The sequence below is a fragment of the Halomonas sp. AOP7-B1-5 genome (genome assembly GCF_052353045.1).
GTDB lineage: Bacteria > Pseudomonadota > Gammaproteobacteria > Pseudomonadales > Halomonadaceae > Vreelandella > Vreelandella colorata.
In genome coordinates this window covers 36,659-60,023 of sequence record NZ_JBQTDC010000017.1, presented here as the reverse complement: position 1 = coordinate 60,023, position 23,365 = coordinate 36,659, and the positions used below count along the sequence as shown (strand labels likewise).

The 23,365-nt window shown below is 53.8% G+C and carries 20 protein-coding genes and 1 pseudogene; 10 read left to right on the top strand and 11 right to left on the bottom strand.

All coding sequences use genetic code 11. From position 1 onward, the window contains the following. Window positions 1-128: 128 nt before the first annotated feature. From ACT3XD_RS10365 to ACT3XD_RS10345, 5 genes are all read right to left on the bottom strand, one after another. Window positions 129-860: an ABC transporter permease gene (locus ACT3XD_RS10365; RefSeq protein WP_192538774.1), complete on the bottom strand. Its 732-nt coding sequence runs from the start codon at window positions 858-860 to the stop codon at window positions 129-131. 1 nt (window position 861) lies between these two features. Then, window positions 862-1,563, bottom strand: coding sequence for an ABC transporter permease (locus ACT3XD_RS10360; protein WP_018918638.1), 702 nt, complete (start codon window positions 1,561-1,563; stop codon window positions 862-864). Window positions 1,564-1,577: 14 nt separating this feature from the next. Continuing rightward, window positions 1,578-2,348: an ABC transporter ATP-binding protein gene (locus ACT3XD_RS10355; protein ID WP_407648051.1), complete on the bottom strand. Its 771-nt coding sequence runs from the start codon at window positions 2,346-2,348 to the stop codon at window positions 1,578-1,580. Window positions 2,349-2,567: 219 nt separating this feature from the next. Beyond that, on the bottom strand, window positions 2,568-3,554 hold the full coding sequence (locus ACT3XD_RS10350) for a succinylglutamate desuccinylase (protein ID WP_192538788.1): 987 nt from the start codon (window positions 3,552-3,554) through the stop codon (window positions 2,568-2,570). Window positions 3,555-3,733: 179 nt separating this feature from the next. After that, on the bottom strand, window positions 3,734-4,174 hold the full coding sequence (locus ACT3XD_RS10345) for a hemerythrin domain-containing protein (protein WP_192538772.1): 441 nt from the start codon (window positions 4,172-4,174) through the stop codon (window positions 3,734-3,736). Window positions 4,175-4,421: 247 nt separating this feature from the next. On the opposite strand from ACT3XD_RS10345, the gene wrbA reads away from it, so the two are divergent. Continuing rightward, entirely contained in the window at window positions 4,422-5,021 is a 600-nt protein-coding gene (wrbA, locus tag ACT3XD_RS10340) for an NAD(P)H:quinone oxidoreductase (protein WP_192538771.1), read from the top strand. 68 nt (window positions 5,022-5,089) lie between these two features. On the opposite strand, the gene ACT3XD_RS10335 is transcribed toward wrbA, so the two are convergent. Continuing rightward, on the bottom strand, window positions 5,090-6,118 hold the full coding sequence (locus ACT3XD_RS10335; protein ID WP_192538770.1) for an SMP-30/gluconolactonase/LRE family protein: 1,029 nt from the start codon (window positions 6,116-6,118) through the stop codon (window positions 5,090-5,092). A gap of 185 nt (window positions 6,119-6,303) precedes the next feature. After that, the gene (locus ACT3XD_RS10330) at window positions 6,304-7,377 is read right to left on the bottom strand and encodes a tartrate dehydrogenase (RefSeq protein ID WP_192538769.1); all 1,074 of its coding nucleotides are present in this window, start codon (window positions 7,375-7,377) and stop codon (window positions 6,304-6,306) included. Window positions 7,378-7,538: 161 nt separating this feature from the next. Between ACT3XD_RS10330 and ACT3XD_RS10325 the strand changes: the two genes are divergently transcribed. Beyond that, the gene (locus ACT3XD_RS10325; RefSeq protein WP_192538768.1) at window positions 7,539-8,474 is read left to right on the top strand and encodes a LysR family transcriptional regulator; all 936 of its coding nucleotides are present in this window, start codon (window positions 7,539-7,541) and stop codon (window positions 8,472-8,474) included. Here ACT3XD_RS10325 and ACT3XD_RS10320 read toward each other — a convergent pair. Next, a pseudogene (locus ACT3XD_RS10320) lies at window positions 8,471-8,638 on the bottom strand (lipocalin family protein); the annotation flags it as partial. The gene ACT3XD_RS10325 and the pseudogene ACT3XD_RS10320 sit on opposite strands and share 4 nt — an antisense overlap. Window positions 8,639-8,798: 160 nt before the next feature. Here ACT3XD_RS10320 and ACT3XD_RS10315 point away from each other — a divergent pair. Both ACT3XD_RS10315 and ACT3XD_RS10310 read left to right on the top strand, forming a co-directional pair. Next, window positions 8,799-9,227, top strand: a complete 429-nt coding sequence (locus ACT3XD_RS10315; protein WP_192538767.1) for a secondary thiamine-phosphate synthase enzyme YjbQ — start codon at window positions 8,799-8,801, stop codon at window positions 9,225-9,227. 52 nt (window positions 9,228-9,279) lie between these two features. Next, window positions 9,280-11,538, top strand: coding sequence for a glycosyltransferase (locus ACT3XD_RS10310; RefSeq protein WP_192538766.1), 2,259 nt, complete (start codon window positions 9,280-9,282; stop codon window positions 11,536-11,538). A gap of 2 nt (window positions 11,539-11,540) precedes the next feature. On the opposite strand, the gene ACT3XD_RS10305 is transcribed toward ACT3XD_RS10310, so the two are convergent. Beyond that, window positions 11,541-12,224, bottom strand: a complete 684-nt coding sequence (locus tag ACT3XD_RS10305; RefSeq protein ID WP_192538765.1) for a TVP38/TMEM64 family protein — start codon at window positions 12,222-12,224, stop codon at window positions 11,541-11,543. A gap of 265 nt (window positions 12,225-12,489) precedes the next feature. Between ACT3XD_RS10305 and ACT3XD_RS10300 the strand changes: the two genes are divergently transcribed. The 3 genes from ACT3XD_RS10300 to ACT3XD_RS10290 all read left to right on the top strand — a co-directional run bounded on the left by ACT3XD_RS10300 (window position 12,490) and on the right by ACT3XD_RS10290 (window position 15,056). Beyond that, window positions 12,490-13,941 carry an alanine/glycine:cation symporter family protein gene (locus tag ACT3XD_RS10300; protein WP_192538764.1) on the top strand — a complete coding sequence of 484 codons (1,452 nt, stop codon included), beginning with the start codon at window positions 12,490-12,492 and terminating at the stop codon, window positions 13,939-13,941. A 164-nt stretch (window positions 13,942-14,105) separates the two neighbouring features. Further along, a complete protein-coding gene (locus ACT3XD_RS10295; RefSeq protein WP_192538763.1) occupies window positions 14,106-14,714 on the top strand; it encodes an FMN-dependent NADH-azoreductase in 609 nt (202 codons plus the stop codon). A 42-nt stretch (window positions 14,715-14,756) separates the two neighbouring features. Beyond that, window positions 14,757-15,056 (top strand): MGMT family protein, encoded by a 300-nt coding sequence (locus ACT3XD_RS10290; RefSeq protein WP_192538762.1) that lies wholly within the window; start codon window positions 14,757-14,759, stop codon window positions 15,054-15,056. A 131-nt stretch (window positions 15,057-15,187) separates the two neighbouring features. Here ACT3XD_RS10290 and ACT3XD_RS10285 read toward each other — a convergent pair whose 3' ends face one another. Further along, window positions 15,188-16,756, bottom strand: a complete 1,569-nt coding sequence (locus tag ACT3XD_RS10285; protein ID WP_192538761.1) for a bifunctional GNAT family N-acetyltransferase/carbon-nitrogen hydrolase family protein — start codon at window positions 16,754-16,756, stop codon at window positions 15,188-15,190. Window positions 16,757-16,797: 41 nt separating this feature from the next. After that, window positions 16,798-17,715 carry a DMT family transporter gene (locus ACT3XD_RS10280; protein WP_192538760.1) on the bottom strand — a complete coding sequence of 306 codons (918 nt, stop codon included), beginning with the start codon at window positions 17,713-17,715 and terminating at the stop codon, window positions 16,798-16,800. A gap of 123 nt (window positions 17,716-17,838) precedes the next feature. Here ACT3XD_RS10280 and ACT3XD_RS10275 point away from each other — a divergent pair, with 123 nt between their 5' ends. The 3 genes from ACT3XD_RS10275 (at window position 17,839) to ACT3XD_RS10265 (ending at window position 23,363) form a co-directional block, all read left to right on the top strand. After that, complete coding sequence (locus tag ACT3XD_RS10275) at window positions 17,839-19,860, top strand: NADPH-dependent 2,4-dienoyl-CoA reductase (RefSeq protein WP_192538759.1); 2,022 nt, start codon at window positions 17,839-17,841, stop codon at window positions 19,858-19,860. 161 nt (window positions 19,861-20,021) lie between these two features. Continuing rightward, window positions 20,022-21,077 (top strand): threonine aldolase family protein, encoded by a 1,056-nt coding sequence (locus ACT3XD_RS10270; protein ID WP_192538758.1) that lies wholly within the window; start codon window positions 20,022-20,024, stop codon window positions 21,075-21,077. A 363-nt stretch (window positions 21,078-21,440) separates the two neighbouring features. After that, a complete protein-coding gene (locus tag ACT3XD_RS10265) occupies window positions 21,441-23,363 on the top strand; it encodes a PrkA family serine protein kinase (RefSeq protein WP_192538757.1) in 1,923 nt (640 codons plus the stop codon). Window positions 23,364-23,365: the final 2 nt, after the last annotated feature.

The following is a 23,365-nucleotide window of genomic DNA, read 5'->3' as shown; positions in this document are numbered from 1 at the left end:
AAGCTCCGTTGTAAAACAGGTTCACACAAGGTGATCCTCTTTAACGTAACCCAGGTTGAGGTTGGCGAAAAGAGAAATACGCTATGTGAACCAACGTTTGTTTGACGCTTACTATTAAGCCTAATCGATCAAAGGGTTTGCGGCTTAAGGTGAGCCAACAATTTCTTTTCCAGAAAACGGAAGAAGAACAGGATGGCAAACGTAAGACAAAGATAAATCAACGCCACGAACAGAAATGGCTCAAACGGTGTATAGAACCGTGAGTAGACATAACGGGCCGCACCGGTCAGATCCATCAGGGTGACTACGCTGGCAATGGCGCTGGCATGTAGCATGAAAATTACTTCATTGCCGTAAGCGGGCAGGGCACGGCGAAAGGCGCTGGGGATAATAATACGCCGCATCATTAGCCCCTGAGACATACCGTAAGCACGCGCTGCTTCGATTTCGCCCTTGGACGTTGCCTTGATGGCACCCCGGAAAATCTCGGTCGTGTAGGCGGCGGTATTAAGCGTAAAGGCGATCAGCGCGGGATAGAACGCCTCGCGGAAAATCGGCCAGAAAAAGCTTTCCTGAATACCGTCAAAAAACACCACGCCGTAGTAAATAATATACAGCTGGATCAGCAGCGGCGTGCCGCGAAACACGTAGGTGTAAACATACACTGGCAGGCTGATCCATTTACGCCGCGAGCTGCGCATGATGGCAAGCGGCACCGCCAGTGCCAGCCCGATCACTAACGACAGGAACACCAGCTGTGAGGTGGTCACAAGCCCTGTCCAGTAATAGCCCAGTGTGGTCGGCGTGAAAATCAGATTGCCGGATAAAAGATCGTTGAACCAAGCGGAAATATCTGGCATTTCAATGCTCCCCGAAGCCGATGTCGTAGCGCTTTTGTAACCGGGCAAAAATCCACTCGGAGACGCTGGCAATCAACAGGTAGGCAACCGCTACAGGAATTAAAAACACAAACGGCTCGTGGGTGGCGCGAGAGGCTTCTGCTGCCACGCGAACCATATCGGTCAGGCCGATCACCGACACAAGCGCGGTGGTTTTCAGCAGGACCATCCAGTTGTTGGAAAGCCCAGGCAGGGCATGGCGCATCATCTGCGGAAACCGAATGCGTCGGAAAACTAGGCCGCTGCTCATGCCGTAGGCTTTACCTGCTTCTATCTGGCCGTTGTCCACGGCCATGAAGGCGCCGCGGAAGGTTTCCCCCATATAGGCACCGAAAATAAACCCGATGGTCAGCACGCCTGCGGCGAAAGCGTTGAAATTGATATAAAGATCAATCTCAAAATCGTAATAAAGAATGTCGCTAATGGCGTTAACGCCTATCTGGCCGCCGTAAAACAGCAGCATCATCAGCACAAGGTCAGGCACACCACGAATGAGCGTGGTGTAGAGCGTGGCCGTGCGATGTAAAAACCAGTTACGCGACATCTTGGCCGTGGCGGTCAACAGGCCTAGCGCAACGGCTAACAGAAGCGATAAAACGGCTAGTTGGACGGTAACCCCAGCGCCTTCGATCAAACGCGGGCCGTACCCTTGCAAATCCAGCATGGTCGCCTCGCAGATCAGTAGTGGGGGGTAAGAAACTGTTTAAGCCGAGACGACTGCGGGTTGCCCAATACCTCGTCAGGCTTACCGGCCTCTTCCACCAGCCCTTGATGAAGGTAGATCACTTGGCTTGAAACATCCCGGGCAAAGCTCATCTCGTGGGTGACCACCACCATGGTGCGCCCTTCATTGGCCAGATCGCGCATGACTTTCAGCACGTCACCGACCAATTCAGGGTCAAGCGCAGAGGTCGGTTCATCAAACAGCATGACTTCTGGATTCATGGCCAGCGCCCGGGCAATCGCGCCGCGCTGCTGTTGGCCGCCCGACATTTGTACCGGGTAGGCATTGGCGCGAGCGGTTAATCCCACACGTTCAAGCAAGGCATTGGCTTGTTCGATGGCTTCTTTCTTGGGGATGCCTAGTACATGAACCGGTGCTTCGATAATGTTTTCAAGCAGCGTCATATGCGCCCAAAGATTGAAATTCTGAAACACCATCGAAAGCTTGGCGCGCATTTGCACGACCTGTTTCCAATCGGCAGGTTCACGCCCATGCCGGGTTTGCTTAAAGCGGATTGGGTCGCCGTGAAGAATAATCTCGCCTTCATCGGGTTGCTCGAGCAGGTTCATGCAACGCAAAAAGGTACTCTTGCCTGACCCTGAAGCGCCAATCAGCGTGATCACATCACCTTTTTGAGCTTCAAGTGAGAGGCCTTTTAAAACTTCTGTATCGCCGAAGCGCTTTTTAATATTACGCACTTCCAGGGGAGTAGCGGCCATAAACATAGGCTCCAGTACAAAGTCGCCGCGGTAGCAACACGTTTATTTTGCGTATGTTGTCGAATGCGGCTGGCGCGAAAAAAGTGGCGATTCTATCAGGCCCAGCAGAAATTGCGTGCTTTCCTTATACGATAAATGTAGGAAGTCTGCCGCAAGTTATCCGCATTATGGCTTTGATTCGCCCCTAGGTTGTTGTTATTAAATAACTATTGGTGATTTTGCCGCCTAATTTACTGCTTGGGACGGTGATACTAAAAGCGCCGCCCGAGCGCCGATAGCGACATTAGCATTAGGGAACACCACGTAAAGTGGTGTGTCACCCACGATGAAATCGCCCGCTACGCTATCCCACGCCAGGCGGGTCCCCGGCTCAAAGCAGCTGAAATTGGGCGTGTCGCTTGCAAAGTAAAGAGTAAAGTCTTCCGCCTGACGCATAAGTTCATGCTGGACCTGGAAAAACGTCATCTTCTCCGGAACCTGCCGTGGGGGCGTTTGACCTTGACTTAGTGCGGTTAACAGCGCCTGCATGGGCGCAAGCGGTGCCATATCATTTTGCCCGAAAGGCGCTACCCGGCCCAGCTCAAAGGTAAACGCCTGCGCTTGATGATAGTGCTTGCTGTAGTGAGAAAATGTCCAGCTTGTCTGATGTTGATGAAGTACCGCCTGCATGCCAGCTGCGGCAAGCCAATGCCATTGATCGGCCGTAGTGGCCGTTTTTGAAAATGGTTCTACGATAAAACGCGGAAAAAGGCTGTCACGAATCGCGGTATGTAAATCGTAGTGCAGTTTGGGACGTTGGGCGTGGTCTGCATAAAACCTATCCACGGCGGCCATTAGTTCGCGGGCACGGTCAGGTTCTACACCGCTGTCGCTTAAATCGCGGTTAAAGAGCCGGTTAAGATTGGTTTCGATAAAGCGCTGCTGGACACGCAATGCAGGAATGTTGCCCAGAATTACCAGTACTGGCGCTCCAAGCGTGATACTTCCAGCTTCCAAAGCGCTCAGCCAAGCACCTATCAGCTCGACCGGGGCCGTTTCATTGCCGTGAATGGCGGCTGAAAAAATACAGCAGTGGGCATCGGGTTGAGGCGTCTTCGGGGTAAGCTCCATCACCCCAGGGGCGTGAAACGTATAAGAGCCACTGGCAAATCGGCCGCTTCGCCGTGTGGGCAGACGGTCATCCAGGGTCCAGTCAAGCCAGTGCTCCAGCATCATCAGCCTCTTGTTATTAGTTAAAAATTCACTTGTCATGTTTAACATGCTCAAGAGTGGGAGCAAGTATTGGCGTCGTGGTTATGAAAATGGCGGGTGCCCTCGTGTAAGACGATAACCTAAAACGCTCGCCAAAAGGCGAGCGTTTAACAAGAGCGGGGCTAACTTCTCTGTAAAACTTAGGCTTGACGCAGACGCTGCATTTCTTCTTCGTACTCACCGGCAAGCGAGGTTTTTTGTGGCGCTTTCAGGCCACGACCTGCCAGTTGGAAGACTTCCTGCTCTTCTTCATCCAGATGGTGAGTGACCAGATGCTGTAGCTGCTTGGCATAGGTCAGCCAGCTTGACGCGCTATAGTCGGTGCTATCCAGCTGCTCAAGAAGCTCGTCAATTTCATGGTGCTCGGCGACGCTGTGGCGGGCTTTTTCCTGGGTTAAGTCCAATTCCATTAACGGAATATAAAACGCGCGTTCTTCAGCGATAGCATGATGCTGTAGCTCATGCTTAACCTGCTGATAAAGCGTATCGCGCTCTTCACTGTCACCGTGAGTGTTGACTAAGCGTTCCATCAGGTCACGCTGTAGATCATGATCTTTGCGTAGCGCTTCAAATATAGTCATTTGACGGGGTCCTTGTCGTTCGCGGCACAATCATTTGTTAAAAACTCATTTGTTAAATTCAACTGTTAAAAGCTAGTCACCGCGGTGTATCTGCGCAAGGTAAAAGCCGTGGAGAAAACCGAAAGTAGCCGATGAAAACATTCGCTTTTACCCATGGCGGGCTAGGCTAAGGTGTAGTCGTTCCCCATGGGGATGCCATTAACGCAGCTAAAATCTAGTCGTTAAAAATAGTCCAAAGGAGTAAGCAATGACAAAGATATTGGTACTTTACTATTCAATGTATGGCCATGTTGATACCTTGGCCAAAGCCGTTGCTGAAGGGGCGAAGCAGGTAAGTGGGGTGGAGGTAAGCGTCAAACGCGTACCTGAAACTATGCCGGAAGAAGCCTTCAAAAACGCAGGGGGCAAGCAGGATTACGATACACCGGAAGCAACTCCTCAGGAACTTGCCGATTACGACGCCATTATTTTTGGCACCCCCACCCGTTTTGGCAATATGACGGGCCAAATGCGAACCTTCCTTGATCAAACGGGTGGCTTATGGGCAAGCGGCGCGCTGCGTGGCAAAGTGGCTAGCGTGTTTACGTCTACCGGAACCGGCGGTGGCGAAGAGATGACGGTCACGTCTACTTGGACGACGCTTGCCCATCACGGCATGGTGATCGTGCCGATCGGCTACGGCATTGAAGAGCAGTTCGATATTTCAGAAGTAAGTGGCGGCAATCCCTACGGCGCGGCAACGCTTGCCGGTAGCGACGGCTCTCGCCAGCCCAGCGAGCGAGAGCTGAAACTCGCCCGTTTTCAGGGCGAGCACGTTGCAAAAATTGCCGCGAAGCTGGCGGGTTAACCGCTACTTTAGCCTAGCCTGAAAAACGCAAGCCTCACTGATGAAATTCAGTGAGGCTTTATCAATAGCTAGGCTCCGCGAGTCGCTGTGTAAATGGTATAGACGGATTGGCTGGCCGTCATAAACAGGCGGTTACGCCCCTTACCAGCAAAGCACACGTTGGAACACACCTCGGGCAGTAACACACGCCCCAAGAGTTCACCTGTCGGCGAAAATACCACCACCCCATCGATTCCCTCGCCACCGTTGGCACTTGACCAGATATTGCCGTCTATATCGCAGGCCATGCCGTCGAAAATCGTATCTTCACTGGTGACGACTACCTGCCGGTCACTAACGCTTCGTCCGTCCTCGCTAAGTGCCCAGCGAATAATTCTGGCGGGCTCTTCAAAATGGGTCGGGGCGCTATCGCTAGCGTAAAAACTGCGGCCATCCGGCGTCAATACGATCCCGTTGGGTTTGTGGATATCCTCGGTGAGCTTGATGGGCTCATCAAGACTATCGTCGACGTAGTAGATCGCTGTTTCGAGTTCCAAGGCGCGCTTTTTACCCTCGTAGTCAAAATGAGCGCCATATCCCGGGTCGGTGAAGATTACGCCACCCGAGGGCAGTGCCACTAAATCGTTAGGGGCGTTCAGTGGTTTACCCTGATAGCGCTCGGCCAGTACCGTAGTGGAGCCATCCCATTCGTAGCGCAATACGCGTGATGGGTAATGTTCGCAGGAGATTAGGCGCCCTTGATGATCGAACGTATTGCCGTTGGAGTACCCGACATTGTGTCTTAACACGCTGACCTGATCAGTTGCTTCGTCCCAGCGCATTTGTAGGGCGCGTGGAATATCGCTGAATACAACGTAGCGCCCCACAGCATTCCATGCCGGCCCTTCAGTCCATAGCCCGCCGCTCCAGTGGCGTTCCAGAGGGCTATTGAAAATCGTGTAGTCATTGAATCGGGGATCTTCGACTTTCCAGGCATCGATGGGGTAGCGATCAGGAACGCCCCCCAGCGAGGTTTGGAGAGCAAAGAGCGGTGATGAGGTGCCGACAGCGGCTAAGGCAGCCGTTGCCGAGAGGAACTGACGACGTCCAAGTTTCATGGGATTGTCCTAGCTTTTGTTATTAGCGCTATTGGCGAAGCGAATCCGCAACTGTCTCAAGTACGATCTCAAGTACGATCTAAATAAGGCCTCAAACAAAAAGGTAGAACATAAGCCGCTATAAGTCATGCATACGACTGCCCGACATATTTCATTCGGGCAGCTGGCTTTAAGCGTAATAAACGTTACTTGGCAATGGTGTCAGCAATCGCGCGGCCCAGACTTTCAGTAGTGCCCTGGCCGCCAACATCGCGGGTGACCACTTGGCTGTCGCCTTCGCTAAGCACGTTTTCTATAGCCGTGACCATCGCATCAGCGGCTTCTTTATAGCCCAGATGCTCAAGCATCATAGCGCCAGACCAGATCTGGCCAATCGGATTGGCGATACCCTTGCCTGCAATATCCGGGGCGCTGCCGTGTACCGGCTCGAACAGGCTGGGAAATTTGCCTTCCGGATTAATATTGGCCGAAGGGGCAATGCCGATGGTGCCAGTACACGCCGGACCCAGGTCGGACAGAATGTCGCCAAACAGGTTGCTACCCACGACCACGTCGAACCAGTCCGGATGCAGCACGAAGTTGGCGGTTAGAATATCGATATGAAATTTATCTACGCTGATGTCCGGGTACTGCTTGGCCATTTCCAGCACCCGCTCATCCCAGTAGGGCATGGTGATGGAGATGCCGTTGGACTTGGTGGCCGAGGTGAGCTTTTTACGCGGGCGGGTTTGGGCCAGGTCAAACGCGTACTTCAGTACCCGGTCAACGCCAGTGCGGCTCATCACGGTTTCCTGGATGACGATTTCGCGTTCGGTGCCTTCAAACATCTTGCCGCCAATGCTTGAGTACTCGCCTTCGGTATTCTCGCGTACCACGTAGAAGTCTATATCGCCCGGTTTACGACCGGCCAAGGGGCTTTGGATGCCGGGCATCAGTTTACAGGGGCGCAAATTAATGTATTGATCGAACCGGCGGCGGAACTGGAGCAGCGACCCCCATAAGGAAATGTGATCAGGGACTTTTTCAGGCCAGCCCACGGCACCATAAAACAGCGCATCGAAATCTTTGAGCTGTTCAAACCAGTCGTCCGGCATCATTTGGCCGTGCTCAAGGTAGTAGTCGCAGCTGCCAAACTCAAACGTTGTGAACTCAAGATCAATATTAAAGCGTTTGGCAGCGGCCTCTAAGGCACGAATACCTTCGGGCATGACTTCGGTGCCAATGCCGTCGCCAGCGATAACTGCAATGCGGTGGGCCATATGGACTCCTGGTTTGTTGTTAAGACGTGTTGTTAAGACGCGTTATTAAGACTCGTATTAAAAAAGCTCTTATGAACACTAGCTAGAAAAGTGTAGCGGCTTTGGAGAAGATAATAATCAGGCTACTATGCAAGCTATTGTTGTTTAAAAGTAGAGAATCCATGTCGGCACTAGACGATCTTGCGTTTTTCCAGACGTTGGCCCGTGCGGGAAGCTTAACGACTACGGCACGTGAGCTGGGGCTTTCACTGTCGGCGGTAAGCAAACGCTTAAAACAGTTAGAAGCAAGGCTGGGCGTGGAACTTGCTGCACGTACCACTAGGCGGTTAACGCTAACGGCAGAGGGCGAGCGCTACTTATCACGCGGGGCGCTGATCCTGGATGAGCTGGGGGAGCTTGAGAATTCACTTACCGATACGCATCGCCAGGGGCTCAGCGGGCGACTGCGGGTCAACGCGACCTTTGGCTTTGGGAGGCGGCATATCGCGCCGCTGCTATCCAAGTTTTGCGAAGCCCACGCCGAGGTGGAAGGGTGGTTAGAACTCACCAATTTCCCTATGAACCTAAGCGATCACGGCTTTGATGTGGGCATCCGGATTGGCGAGCCGCCCGATTCGCGTTTGATCGCCAAGCCCATTTTGCCCAATCGCCGAGTGCTGTGTGCTGCCCCTGCCTATATTGCCCAAATGCCGGCATTGACGACACCTGCGGAACTTTCACGCCAGACCTGCTTGCTGATTCGTGAAAACGATACGGATTTTCCGCTGTGGCGTTTTGAGCGTTGCGATGACCCGGAGCACGTTCAGTCGGTGAAAGTCAGTGGGCGGCTTGCCAGTAATGATGGTGAGGTAATTACCCGCATGGCGCTGGATGGTCATGGGGTTATGCTGCGTTCCTGGTGGGATGTGAACGAGCACCTTGCCAGTGGAGCGCTGCAGCCGTTATTGACGCAATGGCAAGGCGTGCGGGCGGATTTCTACGCGGTGTTTGAGCAGCGCCGCCATGTGCCTGCCCGGTTACGCGCGTTTATCGACTACGTGCAGCGTGAGATTACCGGGCGGGTGCCACCGCTACCTGCGGTACAAAGGCTTCGTTAATGGCGGGGACACTCTTCACCATGAGCTACCCTAATCAGCTCATCGGTCGGGAAGTCGAGCTCGGCAGCCCGTTGACGAAGGCGTTGCTCAGTGTCGCTATCCAACGTGGGCGTGCGCGAAAGAATCCATAGGTAATCACGATCAGGACCTGCCACCAGTGCCCATTGATAGTTATCCTAGCTAATGTACGAAGTCATCGCCTAACGGCGGAAACCATTGGATAAAATGGGTATCTTATCCGCGTGGCCAAACGATAAGCGCTAATAAATCGGCTACGGTGAGCATGACCTTAAAATAAAGGCGCGCCGAATAAAGGAGTATTTTATGTGGCATCAGCAGGAAATTCACTTGGCTGAGTTGGCACGGGGATTTCACTTGATTACCGATGAGGTGGCTCGTGCACTGCCTTGCTTGTCGGAATGCTGCGTGGGACTTTTGCACCTGCAGCTCATGCATACTTCGGCGTCGCTTACTCTTAATGAAAATACCGACCCGGATGTACGGCATGATTTAAATGCTTTTATGGGTAATCTGATACCCGAAGGGCTGAGCTACTTTCGACACACGCTGGAAGGCCCCGATGATATGCCTGCGCATGTGGCCGCCAGTTTGTTGGGCACCCAGGTAACGCTTGCCGTGCGCGATGGGCGGTTAGCACTGGGCACATGGCAAGGCCTTTGGTTAGGCGAGCATCGCGACCAAGGCGGTCCTCGACGCTTATTAGCGACACTTAACGGCTGCGAAACACGCTAAATGAATATACCGTTATATTATTTGTCTAATTCACATGAGTAAGCCGTTCTAGATGTCCTCTCAACGCTCTTTCCTGCGTGCTTTCCAACGTTCTCATAAGCGCTGGATACGGCTTTTCTTTGTGCTTAATCTGGCGTTGGTAGCTGTTCTGGTTACTCACCAGGTATGGCTTTACGTGGCCGAGCCTACGTTTGAGTCGGTGCATACCCTGGAAGTTGCCGACATTCGCGATGCACTTTCTGAACGCGATGCCTATCGGTTTGCTGTGGTCGGCAATATCAACAACTCGGTGAGCGTGTTTCGTAACGAAATCGTGCCCCAGCTTAATCAGGGCGGTATCGACTTTCTGGTTTCTGCTGGTAACGCTGTCAGCAGCGGCCAGCAGGAGAGCTACCAAGCCATTTACGACAGTATGGAAGCACTCAATATTCCTTATCTGCTCACCTATGGGGATAACGAAGACAGCGATTTTGGCAGCTATCTTTTCTATGAGCATTTTGGCCCGCATTTTTACTCGTTTGGGGCGGGCAATAGCCACTTTATCTTTCTGGACGGCACTGGCAAGTCTTCAACATCATGGCAGTTGGACTGGCTGGAACGTGAGCTTGCGGCGTCAGAGGCTGAACACCGTTTTGTCTTTGTCGGCCTGCCGCTGCATAACGTGATTAATGAGGCGCCCCCGTTTGAGTCAGATAACTATTTAAACGATACCGCTCTGAGTGATGGCATCATGCGGCTCGCCGAAAGCTATGCGGTGGATACAGTGTTTTCAGCGAACTTGTCGCTTTTTTCTGACCAGACCGTTAATGGCGTCAATTACATTACTACCGGTGGGGCAGGGGGCATTTTAATGAATGCCGAAAGCAGCTTTCACCACTATGTGGTGGTGGATGTTAACGGTGAAAATATCACGGTCACCCCCATCCGCTTAAACGTTAACTTGCCCGGCTGGTGGCGGATGCTAAGCAGCATCGGCTCCACGATTTATGCGTTTTTTTATATTAGCTATCCACGGTTTTTGTTGATTGTGGGCCTTTTAACCCTGCTGGCCATGCGCCTGTATCAGCTGATTTTTGAAGAGCGGGACTACTATCCTGATTTTGATATTGATCCAACGCCTTACCTGGGAAAGCCGTTGCGGGTAGCGATGGTATCCAACAACTATTTTCCTTTTGTATCGGGCGTATCAGTGTCGGTCGACCGCCTGCGCCGTGGGCTGAGCGAGCTGGGTCATACGCTTCAGCTTTATGTACCGCGTTATCGCGAAGCATGGCAGGACGATGCGGCAATCAAACGTATTCCTACGTTGATGGCCTTCGGTGAAAAGCGTGAGTTCCGCTTAACCAATCCGTTCAACGCTCGTTTTCGCCGTTACCTGCGAGCCTTTAAGCCCGATATTATCCATGTCCATCATCCGTTCTGGTTAGGGTCGATGGGGTTATTGATGGGGCGGCGCTTAAAAGTGCCGGTGGTGTACACCTATCACACCCGCTTGGAACACTATGCGCATTTTGTGCCCCTGCCCAGCGTCTTGTTTCGTAACTTGATCTCGCACTATTTGATCAAGCGTTTTTCAAACGGCTGTCAGGGGGTCATCGTGCCGACCTATTCAGCCGAAGAGTACTTGCGCATGATAGGGGTAAAAACGCCCACACTCGTGCAGCCGACGGGCATTGATTTTGCCCGATTTCAGCAGGTGGATGAGTCTTCCTTGGCCGCTCTACGCGGACAGTTGGGTATTCAGCCGGCGCAAGCAATACTGGTCAGCGTTTCGCGTATTAGTCAGGAGAAAAATATTGGCTTTATGCTGGATTCGCTAGCGGAACTTAAGCAGCAGGGCCATGACGATTTGCATCTGCTTCTAATAGGGGAAGGGCCGGATCGCCAGACAATACAACAACAGATAGAACACTTAGGACTGGCTGATGACGTGACGCTGGCTGGCGCTGTACCACCTGAAAAGATGGCGCTTTATTACCATCTAGGGGATATGTTTGTATTTGCCTCCACCTCGGAAACCCAGGGGATGGTTATTCTTGAAGCAATGGCGGCCGGCATGCCGGTGGTCGCCGTGCGCTCAAGTGGCATCGATGACGTCGTGCGGGAAGGTTTTAATGGCTATAAAACGCCCCAGAACCGCCAGGCCTGGGGGCGGCGCATTCTTACACTAGCGGGCGATGAAACGTTAAGGCAGACACTCGGAGATCAGGCGCGCGAGTTTGCCGCTGATTTTGATATTGAAAACTTCGCGACGACGATTGGCGGTTTTTACGCAGATGTATTGGCCAAATACCATTCGACGCCTCGCTAAGCCTATTTAGCCTCAGGCGTTCGCCGGGCCGCGTAGCGCTTGAGTCCAAACAGTAAACCAATACCCGCTATCAGTCCGAGCCCTGCGATTACCAGCTCTCGGGGCGAGGCGGCGGTAAAGAGTGCGCCAAGCTGGCTGCCCAGCAGAATGACCGCCGCAAGCCCCGGTACAATACCCAGGGTTGAGCCAATCATGTAATCCCGAAAGTTAAGGTGGAAGGCACCCGCGAGCATGTTGGTTAACGTAAACGGTGCCAGCGGCAGAAGATTAATCACGGTCATGGTGCGAATACCGCGTTCGGATAGGTAGCCTGAAAGCCCACGCAGATGGCGGCCGCCATAGCGCATTAGCGCCTCGCGCCCCAGCCAGTGGCCTACCCAGTAAGAAACAACCGAAGAGCTGAGCGTACCCAGCGTGGCGTACGCTAACCCCCACGCAGGCCCGAACAGTAACCCGGTCACCACCACCAGCAGGCTGAGCGGAAACATAACAAGCAGTGTGCCGGTGTATACCGCCATCACCGCGGCAAACATCCAAGGCGCGGTTTGCCACTGGCTAACCAGGTTGACCACGGCGGTAAGATGCGCCTGGGTAAGCAAGCCTGTCTGCTGCATCCAGCGCCACATGATGGCGAGCGCCAGTAAACCCACCAGCAGGCCAAGTCCTTTCAGTAATGTGCGTGACATCCTGTCTCCCACCGGCAAAAAAAGAAAAAAGGCATGGGCGAATAAAAAAGCCATAGCATACGCGAGCCCATCGGTGGGTTGAAGGGGCGTTGTCCGCGCTCAAGCTACGCCAGATAGGTGGTGAAGTCTCCTTCGTCCGGCAGTGGTTAATAGGTCAAATTTAAGTTTATGGGAGCAATATAGGAATAAATACGTCAATTTTCTTGCCATTTTGGTGCAGGCGTGAAGAATGAAGCGCCTCAAATGATTTTAAAAGGCGTGTGGCATGGATTTTTCGTTTCCTCAACTGTTGACGGCGGTCGTTGATCGCGGCAATGGTCTGCTATGGGGCAGTGTGCTGATTTATCTACTGATCGGTGCAGGCCTTTATTTTACGATCATGACGCGTGGTATTCAGGTGCGTTATTTTGGCCATATGTTTAAGCTGCTGCGCACTTCCCGGGACGCCGGTGACGGCATCTCTTCTTTCCAGGCATTATCTACAAGCTTAGCCGCCAGGGTAGGTACCGGTAATTTGGCGGGTGTGGCCGTGGCGATTTACTTTGGTGGCCCCGGCGCGATTTTTTGGATGTGGATGACCGCCATGGTGGGTATGGCGACCAGCTTTATCGAGTCTACCCTGGCGCAGGCGTACAAAACCGACCATGGCGATAACACGTTCCGCGGCGGGCCGGCCCGCTATATTGAACGTGGTCTGGGCTTGCGCTGGCTGGCCGTGTTGTTCTCTATCTGTTTGATTGTGGCGTTTGGATTGGCGTTTAACAGCGTGCAGGCCAACTCCATCGCCCAGGCCATGGAGCAGGCATTTGCCGTTCCCACCTGGGCCATGGGGTTAGTTTTGGTGGTCGTTGTAACGCCGATTATCTTCGGTGGTTTGAAATCAATAGCCAAGGTCGCTGAGCTGGTCGTGCCGCTGATGGCGCTGCTATACCTGATCCTCGCGCTGGTAGTGGTGGCGCTTAATATCAGTGATTTCCCTGCCGCGATCATGACAATTATCCGCAGCGCCTTCGGCATTGAGCAGGCCGCCGGCGGCGCCGTGGGCTATGCCGTTTCGCAAGCGATCATGAATGGTATTCAGCGTGGCTTGTTCTCCAACGAAGCGGGTATGGGGTCAGCACCTAACGCGGCGGCAACAGCCAGCACGCGCCCCAATCACCCGGCGGCGCAAGGTTTCATCCAAATGCTGGGCGTGTTTCTGGATACGCTGGTGATTTGTACCGCAACAGCGGCGATTATTATCATGGCGGGCCCGGAGCTTCTGGCGGGCGAAGAGAATAACGGCATTCAATTGACCCAGATGGCGCTTTCAAGCCACGTGGGCGATTGGGGGGCCATGTTCGTTGCGGTCGCGATTTTACTGTTTGCCTTCACCTCGGTGATCGCCAACTACTCGTATGGTGAATCCAACATTGAGTATCTGGCCGGTCGGCGTGCACCGGTTGCCGTGTTTATTTATCGTTTGGCGGTACTGGCAATGATCATGGTGGGCTCGATGGCGAGCTTGGGCGCGATCTGGAACTTTGCCGATCTCTCCATGGGAATGATGGCGATTATTAACCTGGTGGCTATCTTGATGCTGTCGCCCGTTGCCTTTGCGCTGTTCCGTGACTACGAGCAGCAGTTAAAAGCGGGCAAAGAGCCTACCTTCGATCCCAGCAAGTTCCCCAAGCTTGCCAACAAGGTCGACCCTAAGGCATGGCCCAAAAAGCCCTAACGGCCAGCCAGTTAAAGACCCCGCTTCGAGCGGGGTTTTTTGTGTTCGGCTTAACGATTCGATTTTATCGAATATAATGCGCAGATCATTGCGCTTTTGATTAATTAGAATCACCGTAAAATAGCTCCAATCCTTTAATTTATTACGTTTTTTTGGAGCATTACATGACCACTCGTGCCCTTCTGATAACCTCCTCTGTACTTGGCGAAAATGGTCAGTCTAACGCCCTGGCAAGCCATTTTGAAACGCGCGCTGCTGCTCGCGATGGGGTTGAGATTACCACTCGCAATGTGGTTACCAATGCGTTGCCCCACCTGGATATCGCCGAACTGGGCGCATGGCAAACCCCGGTAGATGAGCGTAACGAAGAGCAAAAGGCGCTGGTGCTGCGTTCTGATGAGCTGATTGCCGAACTGAGTGCTAGCGACGTGCTGGTGATTGCTGTGCCGATGTATAACCTGGGCATCCCTTCGCAGTTAAAAGCGTGGTTTGACCGCGTGTTGCGCGCTGGCGAAACTTTCCGCTACACGGAAAATGGTCCTCAGGGCTTACTTGAAGGTAAGCGCGCACTCATTCTGGCGGCTCGCGGTGGCATGTATGCCGGTACTGAGCTTGATAGCCAAACGCCGCACTTGAAAAGCATGCTGGGCCTGATAGGCATCAAGGATGTCGACGTGGTCTACGCTGAAGGTTTAAACATGGGTGACGCAACGCGCGGCGCTGCCCTTAAAGAAGCGTTCCAAGCGATTGATCAGCAGGTGGACGCTTTATAAGGTCGAGAGTTAAGGCCTGAGGTTGAAACGGAGATACCCGCGATGGCACGCCCTGAACTGCTTGAACAGATTTACACGATTGTCGATCAGATCCCGGCAGGGCGGGTGACCACCTATGGGCGGATTGCCACCATGACCGAAGGCGCCACACCGCGCATGGTAGGCTCAGCCATGCGCCATTTGCCGGATGGTCATCAGTTGCCTTGGCATCGGGTGATTGCGTCATCCTTAAAACTTGCCGATCACGGTGGGGCAGCTCGTCAGCACCAAAAACTGCGTGACGAAGGCGTGGCCTTTGATGCAAAAGGGCGTGTACCCGCGCATCTGGTTTGGCCTGATTAACGCTAACACTGCACTATATAAACATGACCTGATAAACGTGACCTGCCTACAAGAACGCCGCCCAGTGACGTCATAAAGCTGGGCGGCGTTTTGCGTTACCAAGGCGGGTTACGGTTTACCCTTCAGTAGAATTATCCTTCACTAGAGCCGCCGGACTTGAGTGACCAGTCGCGCCAGCGCAGATCAAACAGATCCTTGCGGCGGTCTTTGAGGTTGGTTACCGAGCCTTCGGCACGCACCACGGTCAGGCGAGTCAGATCCAAATCCGAGAAGAAGATCATCTCGGTATTGGGCGTGGTTTCCGCGAGCACCGCGTCGTGAGGGAAGGCGAAATCGGACGGCGTAAACACCGCCGACTGGGCATACTGGATATCCAGGTTTTCAATTGAGGGCAGGTTGCCAACGCTGCCGCAGAGCACCACGTAGCACTCATTCTCGATAGCCCTGGCCTGAGCGCAGTGGCGTACCCGCAGGTAGCCGTTCTTGGTGTCGGTCCAGAAGGGCACAAATAGAATGTCCATATCCTGGTCGGCCAGCAGGCGCCCAAGCTCCGGAAACTCCACGTCGTAACAGATTAGAATACCTACCCGGCCTGCATCGGTATCGAATACCTGCAAATTGTCGCCGCCTTCGATCACCCAGTCGCGGCGCTCTTGTGGGGTGATATGCAGTTTGGCCTGCTTATCAATGTCGCCGTCGCGGTGGAAGAGATAGGCCACGTTGTAAAGCCGGTCGTCCTCGCCCACCTCAATCATCGAGCCGCCCACGATGTTGATGTTGTAGGACACCGCCATGCGTGAAAGTTCGGCCTTGAAGCGCTCGGTAAAGCTTGCCAGAAAACGGATAGCGCCCATTTGATCCTGCTGGGCGGCGCGGTCCTGCAAGCCCATCAGCGGCGTGGTGAATAGCTCCGGGAAAACGGCAAAGTCGCTCTGGTAATCCGAAAGCGCATCCACGAAGTATTCGATCTGCTGGAGGGCAGCTTCCACCGAGGCGAATTCACGCATCTGCCACTGTACGGCGCCTACCCGCACTTGAGTCGGGCGTGTGTCCAGCACGTTTTCGGCGGGCTCAAAGAGAATATTGTTCCACTCAAGCAGCGTTGCGTAGCCCCGGGACTGTTCGTCTTCTGGCAGGTACTTGCGCAGCAGGCGCTTGACCTGGAAATCGTTGGCCAGCTGGAACGACAGGATTGGGTCGTAAATCTCCTTGCGGGAGACCTTGTCGATGTACTGAGCCGGGGATAGCTCATCGGCGTGCTGGTAGTACTCAGGGATTCGCCCGCCAGCGAGGATGGCACGCAGGTTGTGCGAACGGCACAGCTCCTTGCGCGCTTCATAAAGGCGACGACCCAGGCGGTAGCCGCGGTAGTCCGGGTGGATCAGCACATCCAGCCCGTACATCGCATCGCCTTCCTGATTGTTGAGAATGATCTCGCGGTGGCCAATCAGGTCGTCGTATTTGTGCGGGTTGGAGAATTCGTCGTAATCCACCTGCACTGTCAGCGCTACGCCGACCAGATTGCCATCATCTTCAATGGCGATCTGGCCGTCAGGAAACTCCTGAATCAGCTTATCGATGGTGTGCCGGGGCCAGGCACCACCGATATCGTGGTAGACCGCGTCCATCAATGTCTTGAGCTGATCGTAATCATCGCTCGTCAGGTTGCGGAGATTTAGATGCAGTTCTTCTAGGGACATATCAGGGGGTTCCTGCAGTAAAAAGAAAACAACCTATTGTATCATTGACCGGCACTGCTCGGCTTTTTTGGCGCTACCCCACGTACCAAAGGCCGGGTCAGCGTTTGCGCCATGACCACGCCAGCCAAGATGAGAAGTCCGCCGGTAAAATGGAAGCTGGCTATCTGCTCGCCCAGCATGAACATGGCGATCAGGGCACTAAACAGCGGCATCAGATTGATGAAGATGCTCGCTTGGTTGGCACCAATCTGGCGTACGGCCCGCATCCATAAAAACGTAGTAATCACCGAGGCAGGAATGCCTGCGTATAAGATCAGCCAGATATTTTGACTGTCTACCGGGGTCATGGGCCCTAGCAAATAAGGGGGCAGCAAGAACAGCACCGCAAAACATACCTGGGCATAGAGCATGACCCAGGGCGGTAAATTCATTGCCCAGCGCTTTAGCATCACGCCATACAGGGCATAGCAGATAGCGGCGATGACCATCAGCGCATCGCCTAGAGCCACTTCCAGATGTAAAAGCGATAAGGGATTACCACGCCCCAGCAACACGGTAACGCCGATAAAGGCGAGCACTCCGCCGGCGACGCCCCCGCGCGTTGGCGGCTCGCGTAAAATCAGCGCGCTGAGCAACACCGTTAACAGCGGCACCATGGCAGCTAGAATCCCCATATTGGTAGCCGTCGTGGTTTCAGCGGCGATATATCCCAAGCCCTGCCATAGTCCCATGCCTAAAAGGCCCAGTAACGCTAGCTTGGGCCAGTTGCGGCGTATCTCATCGCGATGGCGAATGGCCGCTGGCAGTACAAACGGGGTCATCACGATGAGCGCCAGCAGCCAGCGTAAAAAAGCGATACTGCTGGGCGCAATAGCCCCCACCGTTAACTGGTTGATGGTCATATTGCCCGACCAGATCAGTACGGTGGCAAGCGGGGGTAAAAAGTAGATCAGCGGCATTGCGGTTTCCCTTATCGTTAGCCGGATAATGTTACGTGCTTTAGCGTTGGGAGCAAGCGCTAAGACTGTACGTGATGGCTAGGATGTCATACGCTTGTTTGAATAATGCCAAGGAGAACCGTGATGACCTATGCGCCCGCTTATCCGCATCTTTTCCAGCCGATTACGATTGGCCATTTAACGCTGCCCAATCGCATTTTGATGGGGTCCATGCATACCAATCTGGAAGAGGCGCCCAATGGCTTTGCCCGCCTAGCGGCGTTTTACGCGGAGCGGGCGCGGGCCGGGGTAAGTTTGATTGTCACCGGGGGGATTGCACCCAATGCCGAAGGGGCGGTTTTTCAAGGCGCCCATGCGCTGACCGATGAATCGCATCTGGCGGAGCACCGTCAGGTGGTAGAGGCGGTACACGCCGAAGGCGGTCATTTGTGCATGCAGATTCTCCATGCGGGCCGCTACGCTTACTCTCCTGAGCTAGTGGCGCCTTCGGCCATTCAGGCGCCGATTAACCCGTTTATGCCGCGCGAGCTAAGCCATGCAGACGTTGAGCAGCAAATTGCTGATTACGTGCGCTGTGCATGTCTGGCTCAGCAGGCGGGCTATGACGGTGTCGAGATCATGGGCTCGGAAGGCTATCTGATTAACCAGTTTATCTGCCAGCGCACCAATCAGCGTGACGATGACTGGGGCGGCCCGTTTGAGAACCGCATTCGCTTTCCGCTGGAGATTGTCAGGCGTATTCGGGCGGCGGTGGGTGAGCGTTTTGTGGTGATCTTTCGCCTGTCGATGATTGATCTGGTGGAGGACGGCAGCACGTGGCAAGAGATCGTCACGCTTGGCCAAGCGGTTGAGGCGGCGGGTGCCGACATCATCAATACCGGGATTGGCTGGCATGAAGCGCGGGTGCCCACCATTGTGACCAGCGTACCCCGGGCGGCGTTTACGGAAGTGACCCGACGGATTAAAGCGGCGCTGTCGATTCCGCTGATCACCACCAACCGTATCAATATGCCGGAGATTGCCGAGCAGGTGCTGGCTGAAGGCCATGCCGACATGGTGTCCATGGCGCGCCCGTTTCTGGCTGATCCTGAGTGGGTGCGCAAAGCCGAAGCGGGGCAGGCGGATGAGATCAATACCTGTATTGCCTGTAACCAGGCCTGCCTGGATCACACCTTTGCGGGCAAGTTAACCTCCTGTTTGGTTAATCCACGCGCCTGTCATGAAACCGAGCTTGTGATTGAGCCTGCCGTAATACCTCAAAAAGTCGCGGTGGTCGGCGGTGGGCCAGCAGGACTTGCCACGGCGGTTACCGCCGCCAGCCGTGGCCATCACGTTATACTGTTTGAGCGGCGTGACGCGCTTGGCGGACAGTTTAACTATGCCCGCAAGATTCCTGGCAAGGAGGAGTTTAACGAAACCCTGCGCTATTACCGAGTGATGCTGGAAAAGTACGCGGTGGAGGTACGTTTAAATACCCGCGCGACGCCAGACGCCTTGGCTGAGTTTGATCACATTGTTATGGCCAGCGGAGTGCGCCCAAGGACGCTCACGCTGCCAGGTGCCGAGCACCAAAGCGTGATGAGCTATGCCGAGGCGATTGAATCTCCTCAGCGGGTAGGCCGCCGGGTGGCGGTGATTGGCGCGGGTGGGATCGGTTTTGATGTTTCTGAGCTTTTAGCTCACCAGGAGCACCCGGCGTTGGATATTGATACCTGGTGCGACGAGTGGGGCGTTGATTTGGCCGTTAGCGAGCGCGGTGGTTTAAAAAATCCTATAGCGCCGCGCGTATCGCGTGAGCTTGTCATGTTACAGCGCAAAACCTCCAAGCCCGGCAAGTATCTGGGCAAAACGACCGGCTGGGTACACAGGGCTTCACTCAAGGCACGGGGCGTGACCACCTTAACCGGCTGCGAGTACGTCAAAATTGATGATGCCGGGCTGCATATTCGCCACAACGGTGAAGACCGCGTGCTGAACGTGGACAGCATTGTGGTATGTGCCGGACAGGAGTCGGTGCGCGACTTAATTGGGCCATTAGAGGTATCAGGTCAGCGGGTGCATGTAATAGGCGGCGCCGATGAAGCGGCTGAACTGGATGCCAAGCGCGCCATTGACCAGGGGATGCGCCTGGCTGCAAAGCTTTAAACGCGTTGATAGTGGCGGGTGACGCTTATCGATAAATGGCGATAGACTGACTGATCCATCACCTTATTAAGCATAACGTGATGTTAAAGGCGCTAGTGGCACCCAGCTGGCGCCGTAACTGTGTCTGCAAAAGACAATGTCAGTGAAAAAGGATCAGCGTCATGACGTCGGAGTGTACCCCCCGTTTTTTAGCCAGCGATAACACCTCCGGTATTTGTCCGGAAGCCATGGAGTATTTGCTGGAAGCAAATCAGGTCGATGATTTAGCGTATGGCAACGACCGTTGGACCGAGCGGGCCGCGAACCGCTTTCGCGAAATGTTCGATTACGACTGTGATGTGTTTTTCGTATTCAACGGTACTGCCGCCAATTCGCTGGCGCTGTCGGCGATGGGGCGTAGCTACCACAGCGTGATTTGCCATGAGCTGGCACACATTGAAACGGACGAGTGTGGTGGCCCCGAATTCTTCTCCAATGGTGCCAAACTGCTGACCTCGCCTGGGGCGAATGGCAAGCTGACGCCTGAAGGTATTGAGGCGTTAGTGACACGGCGTAGCGATATTCACTACCCCAAGCCTAAAGTGGTTTCGCTGACCCAGGCGACGGAAGTCGGGACGGTATATACCCGTGAAGAACTGCTGGCCATCCGCGCGATTGCCGATAAGCATGATTTACGCCTGCACATGGATGGCGCACGCTTTGCCAATGCCTGTGCCGGCCTGAATGCTACGCCTGCCGAGCTAACCTGGCAGGTGGGCGTCGATGCGCTATGTTTTTCGGGTACCAAGAACGGCCTGGCGATGGGCGAGGCCATTCTGTTTTTTTACCGCGAACTGGCGGAAGATTTCTCGTATCGCTGCAAGCAGGCCGGTCAGCTGGCGTCCAAGATGCGCTATATCTCAGCCCCCTGGCTTGGGTTGCTGGAAAGCGGAGCTTGGCTTACCAACGCTCAGCATGCTAACGCCATGGCGCGGTATTTAGCGGAAGGCTTGCAGGCGCTGCCGGGGGTATCGCTCATGTTTCCCACCCAGGCAAACAGCGTATTTGTCGAATTGCCTGCCCATGCGATTGGCGCGTTGAAGGCTAAAGGGTGGACCTTTTATACCTTTATCGGCGCGGGCGGAGCGCGCTTTGTGTGTGCCTGGAACACGACCGTTGAATTGCTCGATTTGCTGATCGCTGACGTCAAAATAGCGCTGGCAGACAGCCCTTCATAAGCGCTGCACTCCTAAGTGCTTATCCTTTAGCGTCTTTACACTTATCGTGATTACGCCGCTACGCGTGTAGCGGCTTTTTTGTAGGCATTTTTCATTCAGGCAATGCCTCAAACGCGATTTAAGCGTTAAACGCTGTCGGCGGCATTCTTGCGCCTTAAACTTCTTTCTCATCAATATCCTATCGTTAGATACCTATGCTGTGGAAGATCTGTTTACACAAACGTTGTGGCGTTGCGTTGAAGTTTTAGTCATCACATTTTGCTAATGCTGGCTACGCTAATAGAGCGACACCTCGTTCGGCACACCACAACAAAAATACTCATCTGGGTGGTGATTGTCTGGGGATGGCCATAGGAGAGTTCCATGAGCATCTTTGATCACGTTCAAGACCGTTTTGCCCGCGTTCAGCAAGAAGACATGAGCCTGGAAGAGTACCTGGCGCTTTGTCGTCGTGACCCAAAGGTTTATGCCAGCGCTTCTGAGCGTATGCTGGAAGCCATTGGCGAACCTAGCGTTATCGATACCGCTAAAGACCCTCGCCTATCACGTATCTTTTCCAATAAAGTGATACGCCGCTATCCGGTATTTGCGGAATTTCACGGTATGGAGGAAGCCATTGAGCAGATCGTGGCCTACTTCCGTCATGCGGCCCAGGGGCTTGAAGAGCGCAAGCAGATTCTCTATTTACTGGGACCTGTGGGGGGCGGTAAGTCGTCACTTGCTGAACGATTGAAACTGCTCATGGAGCGCATCCCTTTTTATGCGATCAAGGGTTCGCCGGTTTATGAGTCACCGCTTGGACTGTTTTCGCCGGAAGAGGATGGCGAGCTGCTGGAAAAAGAGTATGGGATTGCACCGCGCTATCTTAAAAGCGTGATGTCGCCTTGGGCGGCCAAGCGTTTAAAAGAGTACGGCGGGGATATTTCCCAGTTTCGTGTGGTACGCCTTTATCCCTCTCGGCTGCATCAAATTGCCATTTCTAAAACGGAGCCGGGTGACGAGAACAACCAGGATATCTCCTCGTTGGTAGGTAAGGTCGATATCCGTCAGCTTGAGCTTTACTCTCAGGATGATCCAGACGCCTACAGCTTCTCAGGCGGGCTTTGCCGCGCCAACCAGGGGTTGATGGAGTTCGTAGAAATGTTTAAAGCGCCGATCAAGGTGCTTCATCCGCTCTTAACGGCGACTCAGGAAGGCAACTACAACCCGACGGAAGGGATGGGCGCCATCCCTTTTGATGGCGTGATCCTGGCCCACTCCAATGAGTCTGAATGGCAGGCGTTTCGTAACAACCGCAACAACGAGGCATTTTTAGACCGGGTATATATCGTCAAGGTACCTTACTGCCTACGGGTGTCCGAAGAGATCAAGATCTACCAGAAGCTCCTCGAGGACTCTTCACTCAATGCCGCCCCGTGTGCGCCGGATACCTTGCGCATGCTAGCTCAGTTCTCGGTACTTTCGCGCCTGAAAGTGCCGGAGAACTCGAGTATTTACTCTAAAATGCGTGTCTATGACGGTGAAAACCTCAAGGATACCGACCCACGTGCCAAATCGATTCAGGAGTACCGTGACGCCGCCGGTGTAGATGAAGGCATGCAGGGGCTTTCCACCCGGTTTGCCTTCAAGATTCTGTCAAAAGTCTTCAACTTTGACGGTACCGAAGTTTCAGCCAACCCGGTTCACCTGCTCTACGTGCTTGAACAAGCACTTGAACGCGAACAGCTGCCTTCGGAAGTGTTCGAGCGCTACCTGGGCTTTATTAAAGAGTTTCTGGCGCCGCGCTATGTGGAGTTTATCGGCAAAGAAATTCAAACGGCCTACCTTGAATCCTACAGTGAATACGGCCAGAACATTTTTGACCGCTACGTCACCTATGCCGATTTCTGGATTCAGGATCAGGAGTACCGCGACCCTGAAACCGGTGAGCTGCTAAACCGTCAGTCGCTCAATGAAGAGCTTGAAAAAATCGAGAAGCCCGCGGGTATCTCCAACCCTAAAGACTTTCGTCATGAGGTGGTCAACTTTGTACTGCGCGCGCGTGCCCAGAATAACGGCATGAATCCTAGTTGGCAGTCGTATGAGAAGCTCAAAGGTGTGATTGAGCACAAGATGTTTGCCAATACTGAAGAGCTTCTGCCGGTGATCTCGTTTAACGCTAAAGCGTCGAAATCGGATCAGAATAAGCATGAAGACTTTGTAGAGCGCATGGTCGAACGGGGCTATACCGAGAAACAGGTACGCTTGCTTTCCGAATGGTATCTGCGCGTCAGCAAGTCTCAGTAGCG

Coding starts and splice junctions, on each gene's coding strand:
- ACT3XD_RS10360 (WP_018918638.1), bottom strand. CDS start 1,563: ATGCTGGATTTGCAAGGGTACGGCCCGCGTTTGATCGAAGGCGCTGGG.
- ACT3XD_RS10270 (WP_192538758.1), top strand. CDS start 20,022: ATGACGTCGGAGTGTACCCCCCGTTTTTTAGCCAGCGATAACACCTCC.
- ACT3XD_RS10280 (WP_192538760.1), bottom strand. CDS start 17,715: ATGCCGCTGATCTACTTTTTACCCCCGCTTGCCACCGTACTGATCTGG.
- wrbA (WP_192538771.1), top strand. CDS start 4,422: ATGACAAAGATATTGGTACTTTACTATTCAATGTATGGCCATGTTGAT.
- ACT3XD_RS10350 (WP_192538788.1), bottom strand. CDS start 3,554: ATGCTGGAGCACTGGCTTGACTGGACCCTGGATGACCGTCTGCCCACA.
- ACT3XD_RS10335 (WP_192538770.1), bottom strand. CDS start 6,118: ATGAAACTTGGACGTCGTCAGTTCCTCTCGGCAACGGCTGCCTTAGCC.
- ACT3XD_RS10355 (WP_407648051.1), bottom strand. CDS start 2,348: ATGTTTATGGCCGCTACTCCCCTGGAAGTGCGTAATATTAAAAAGCGC.
- ACT3XD_RS10345 (WP_192538772.1), bottom strand. CDS start 4,174: ATGACTATATTTGAAGCGCTACGCAAAGATCATGATCTACAGCGTGAC.
- ACT3XD_RS10265 (WP_192538757.1), top strand. CDS start 21,441: ATGAGCATCTTTGATCACGTTCAAGACCGTTTTGCCCGCGTTCAGCAA.
- ACT3XD_RS10290 (WP_192538762.1), top strand. CDS start 14,757: ATGGCACGCCCTGAACTGCTTGAACAGATTTACACGATTGTCGATCAG.
- ACT3XD_RS10305 (WP_192538765.1), bottom strand. CDS start 12,224: ATGTCACGCACATTACTGAAAGGACTTGGCCTGCTGGTGGGTTTACTG.
- ACT3XD_RS10325 (WP_192538768.1), top strand. CDS start 7,539: ATGTCGGCACTAGACGATCTTGCGTTTTTCCAGACGTTGGCCCGTGCG.
- ACT3XD_RS10315 (WP_192538767.1), top strand. CDS start 8,799: ATGTGGCATCAGCAGGAAATTCACTTGGCTGAGTTGGCACGGGGATTT.
- ACT3XD_RS10330 (WP_192538769.1), bottom strand. CDS start 7,377: ATGGCCCACCGCATTGCAGTTATCGCTGGCGACGGCATTGGCACCGAA.
- ACT3XD_RS10275 (WP_192538759.1), top strand. CDS start 17,839: ATGACCTATGCGCCCGCTTATCCGCATCTTTTCCAGCCGATTACGATT.
- ACT3XD_RS10310 (WP_192538766.1), top strand. CDS start 9,280: ATGTCCTCTCAACGCTCTTTCCTGCGTGCTTTCCAACGTTCTCATAAG.
- ACT3XD_RS10295 (WP_192538763.1), top strand. CDS start 14,106: ATGACCACTCGTGCCCTTCTGATAACCTCCTCTGTACTTGGCGAAAAT.
- ACT3XD_RS10365 (WP_192538774.1), bottom strand. CDS start 860: ATGCCAGATATTTCCGCTTGGTTCAACGATCTTTTATCCGGCAATCTG.
- ACT3XD_RS10285 (WP_192538761.1), bottom strand. CDS start 16,756: ATGTCCCTAGAAGAACTGCATCTAAATCTCCGCAACCTGACGAGCGAT.
- ACT3XD_RS10300 (WP_192538764.1), top strand. CDS start 12,490: ATGGATTTTTCGTTTCCTCAACTGTTGACGGCGGTCGTTGATCGCGGC.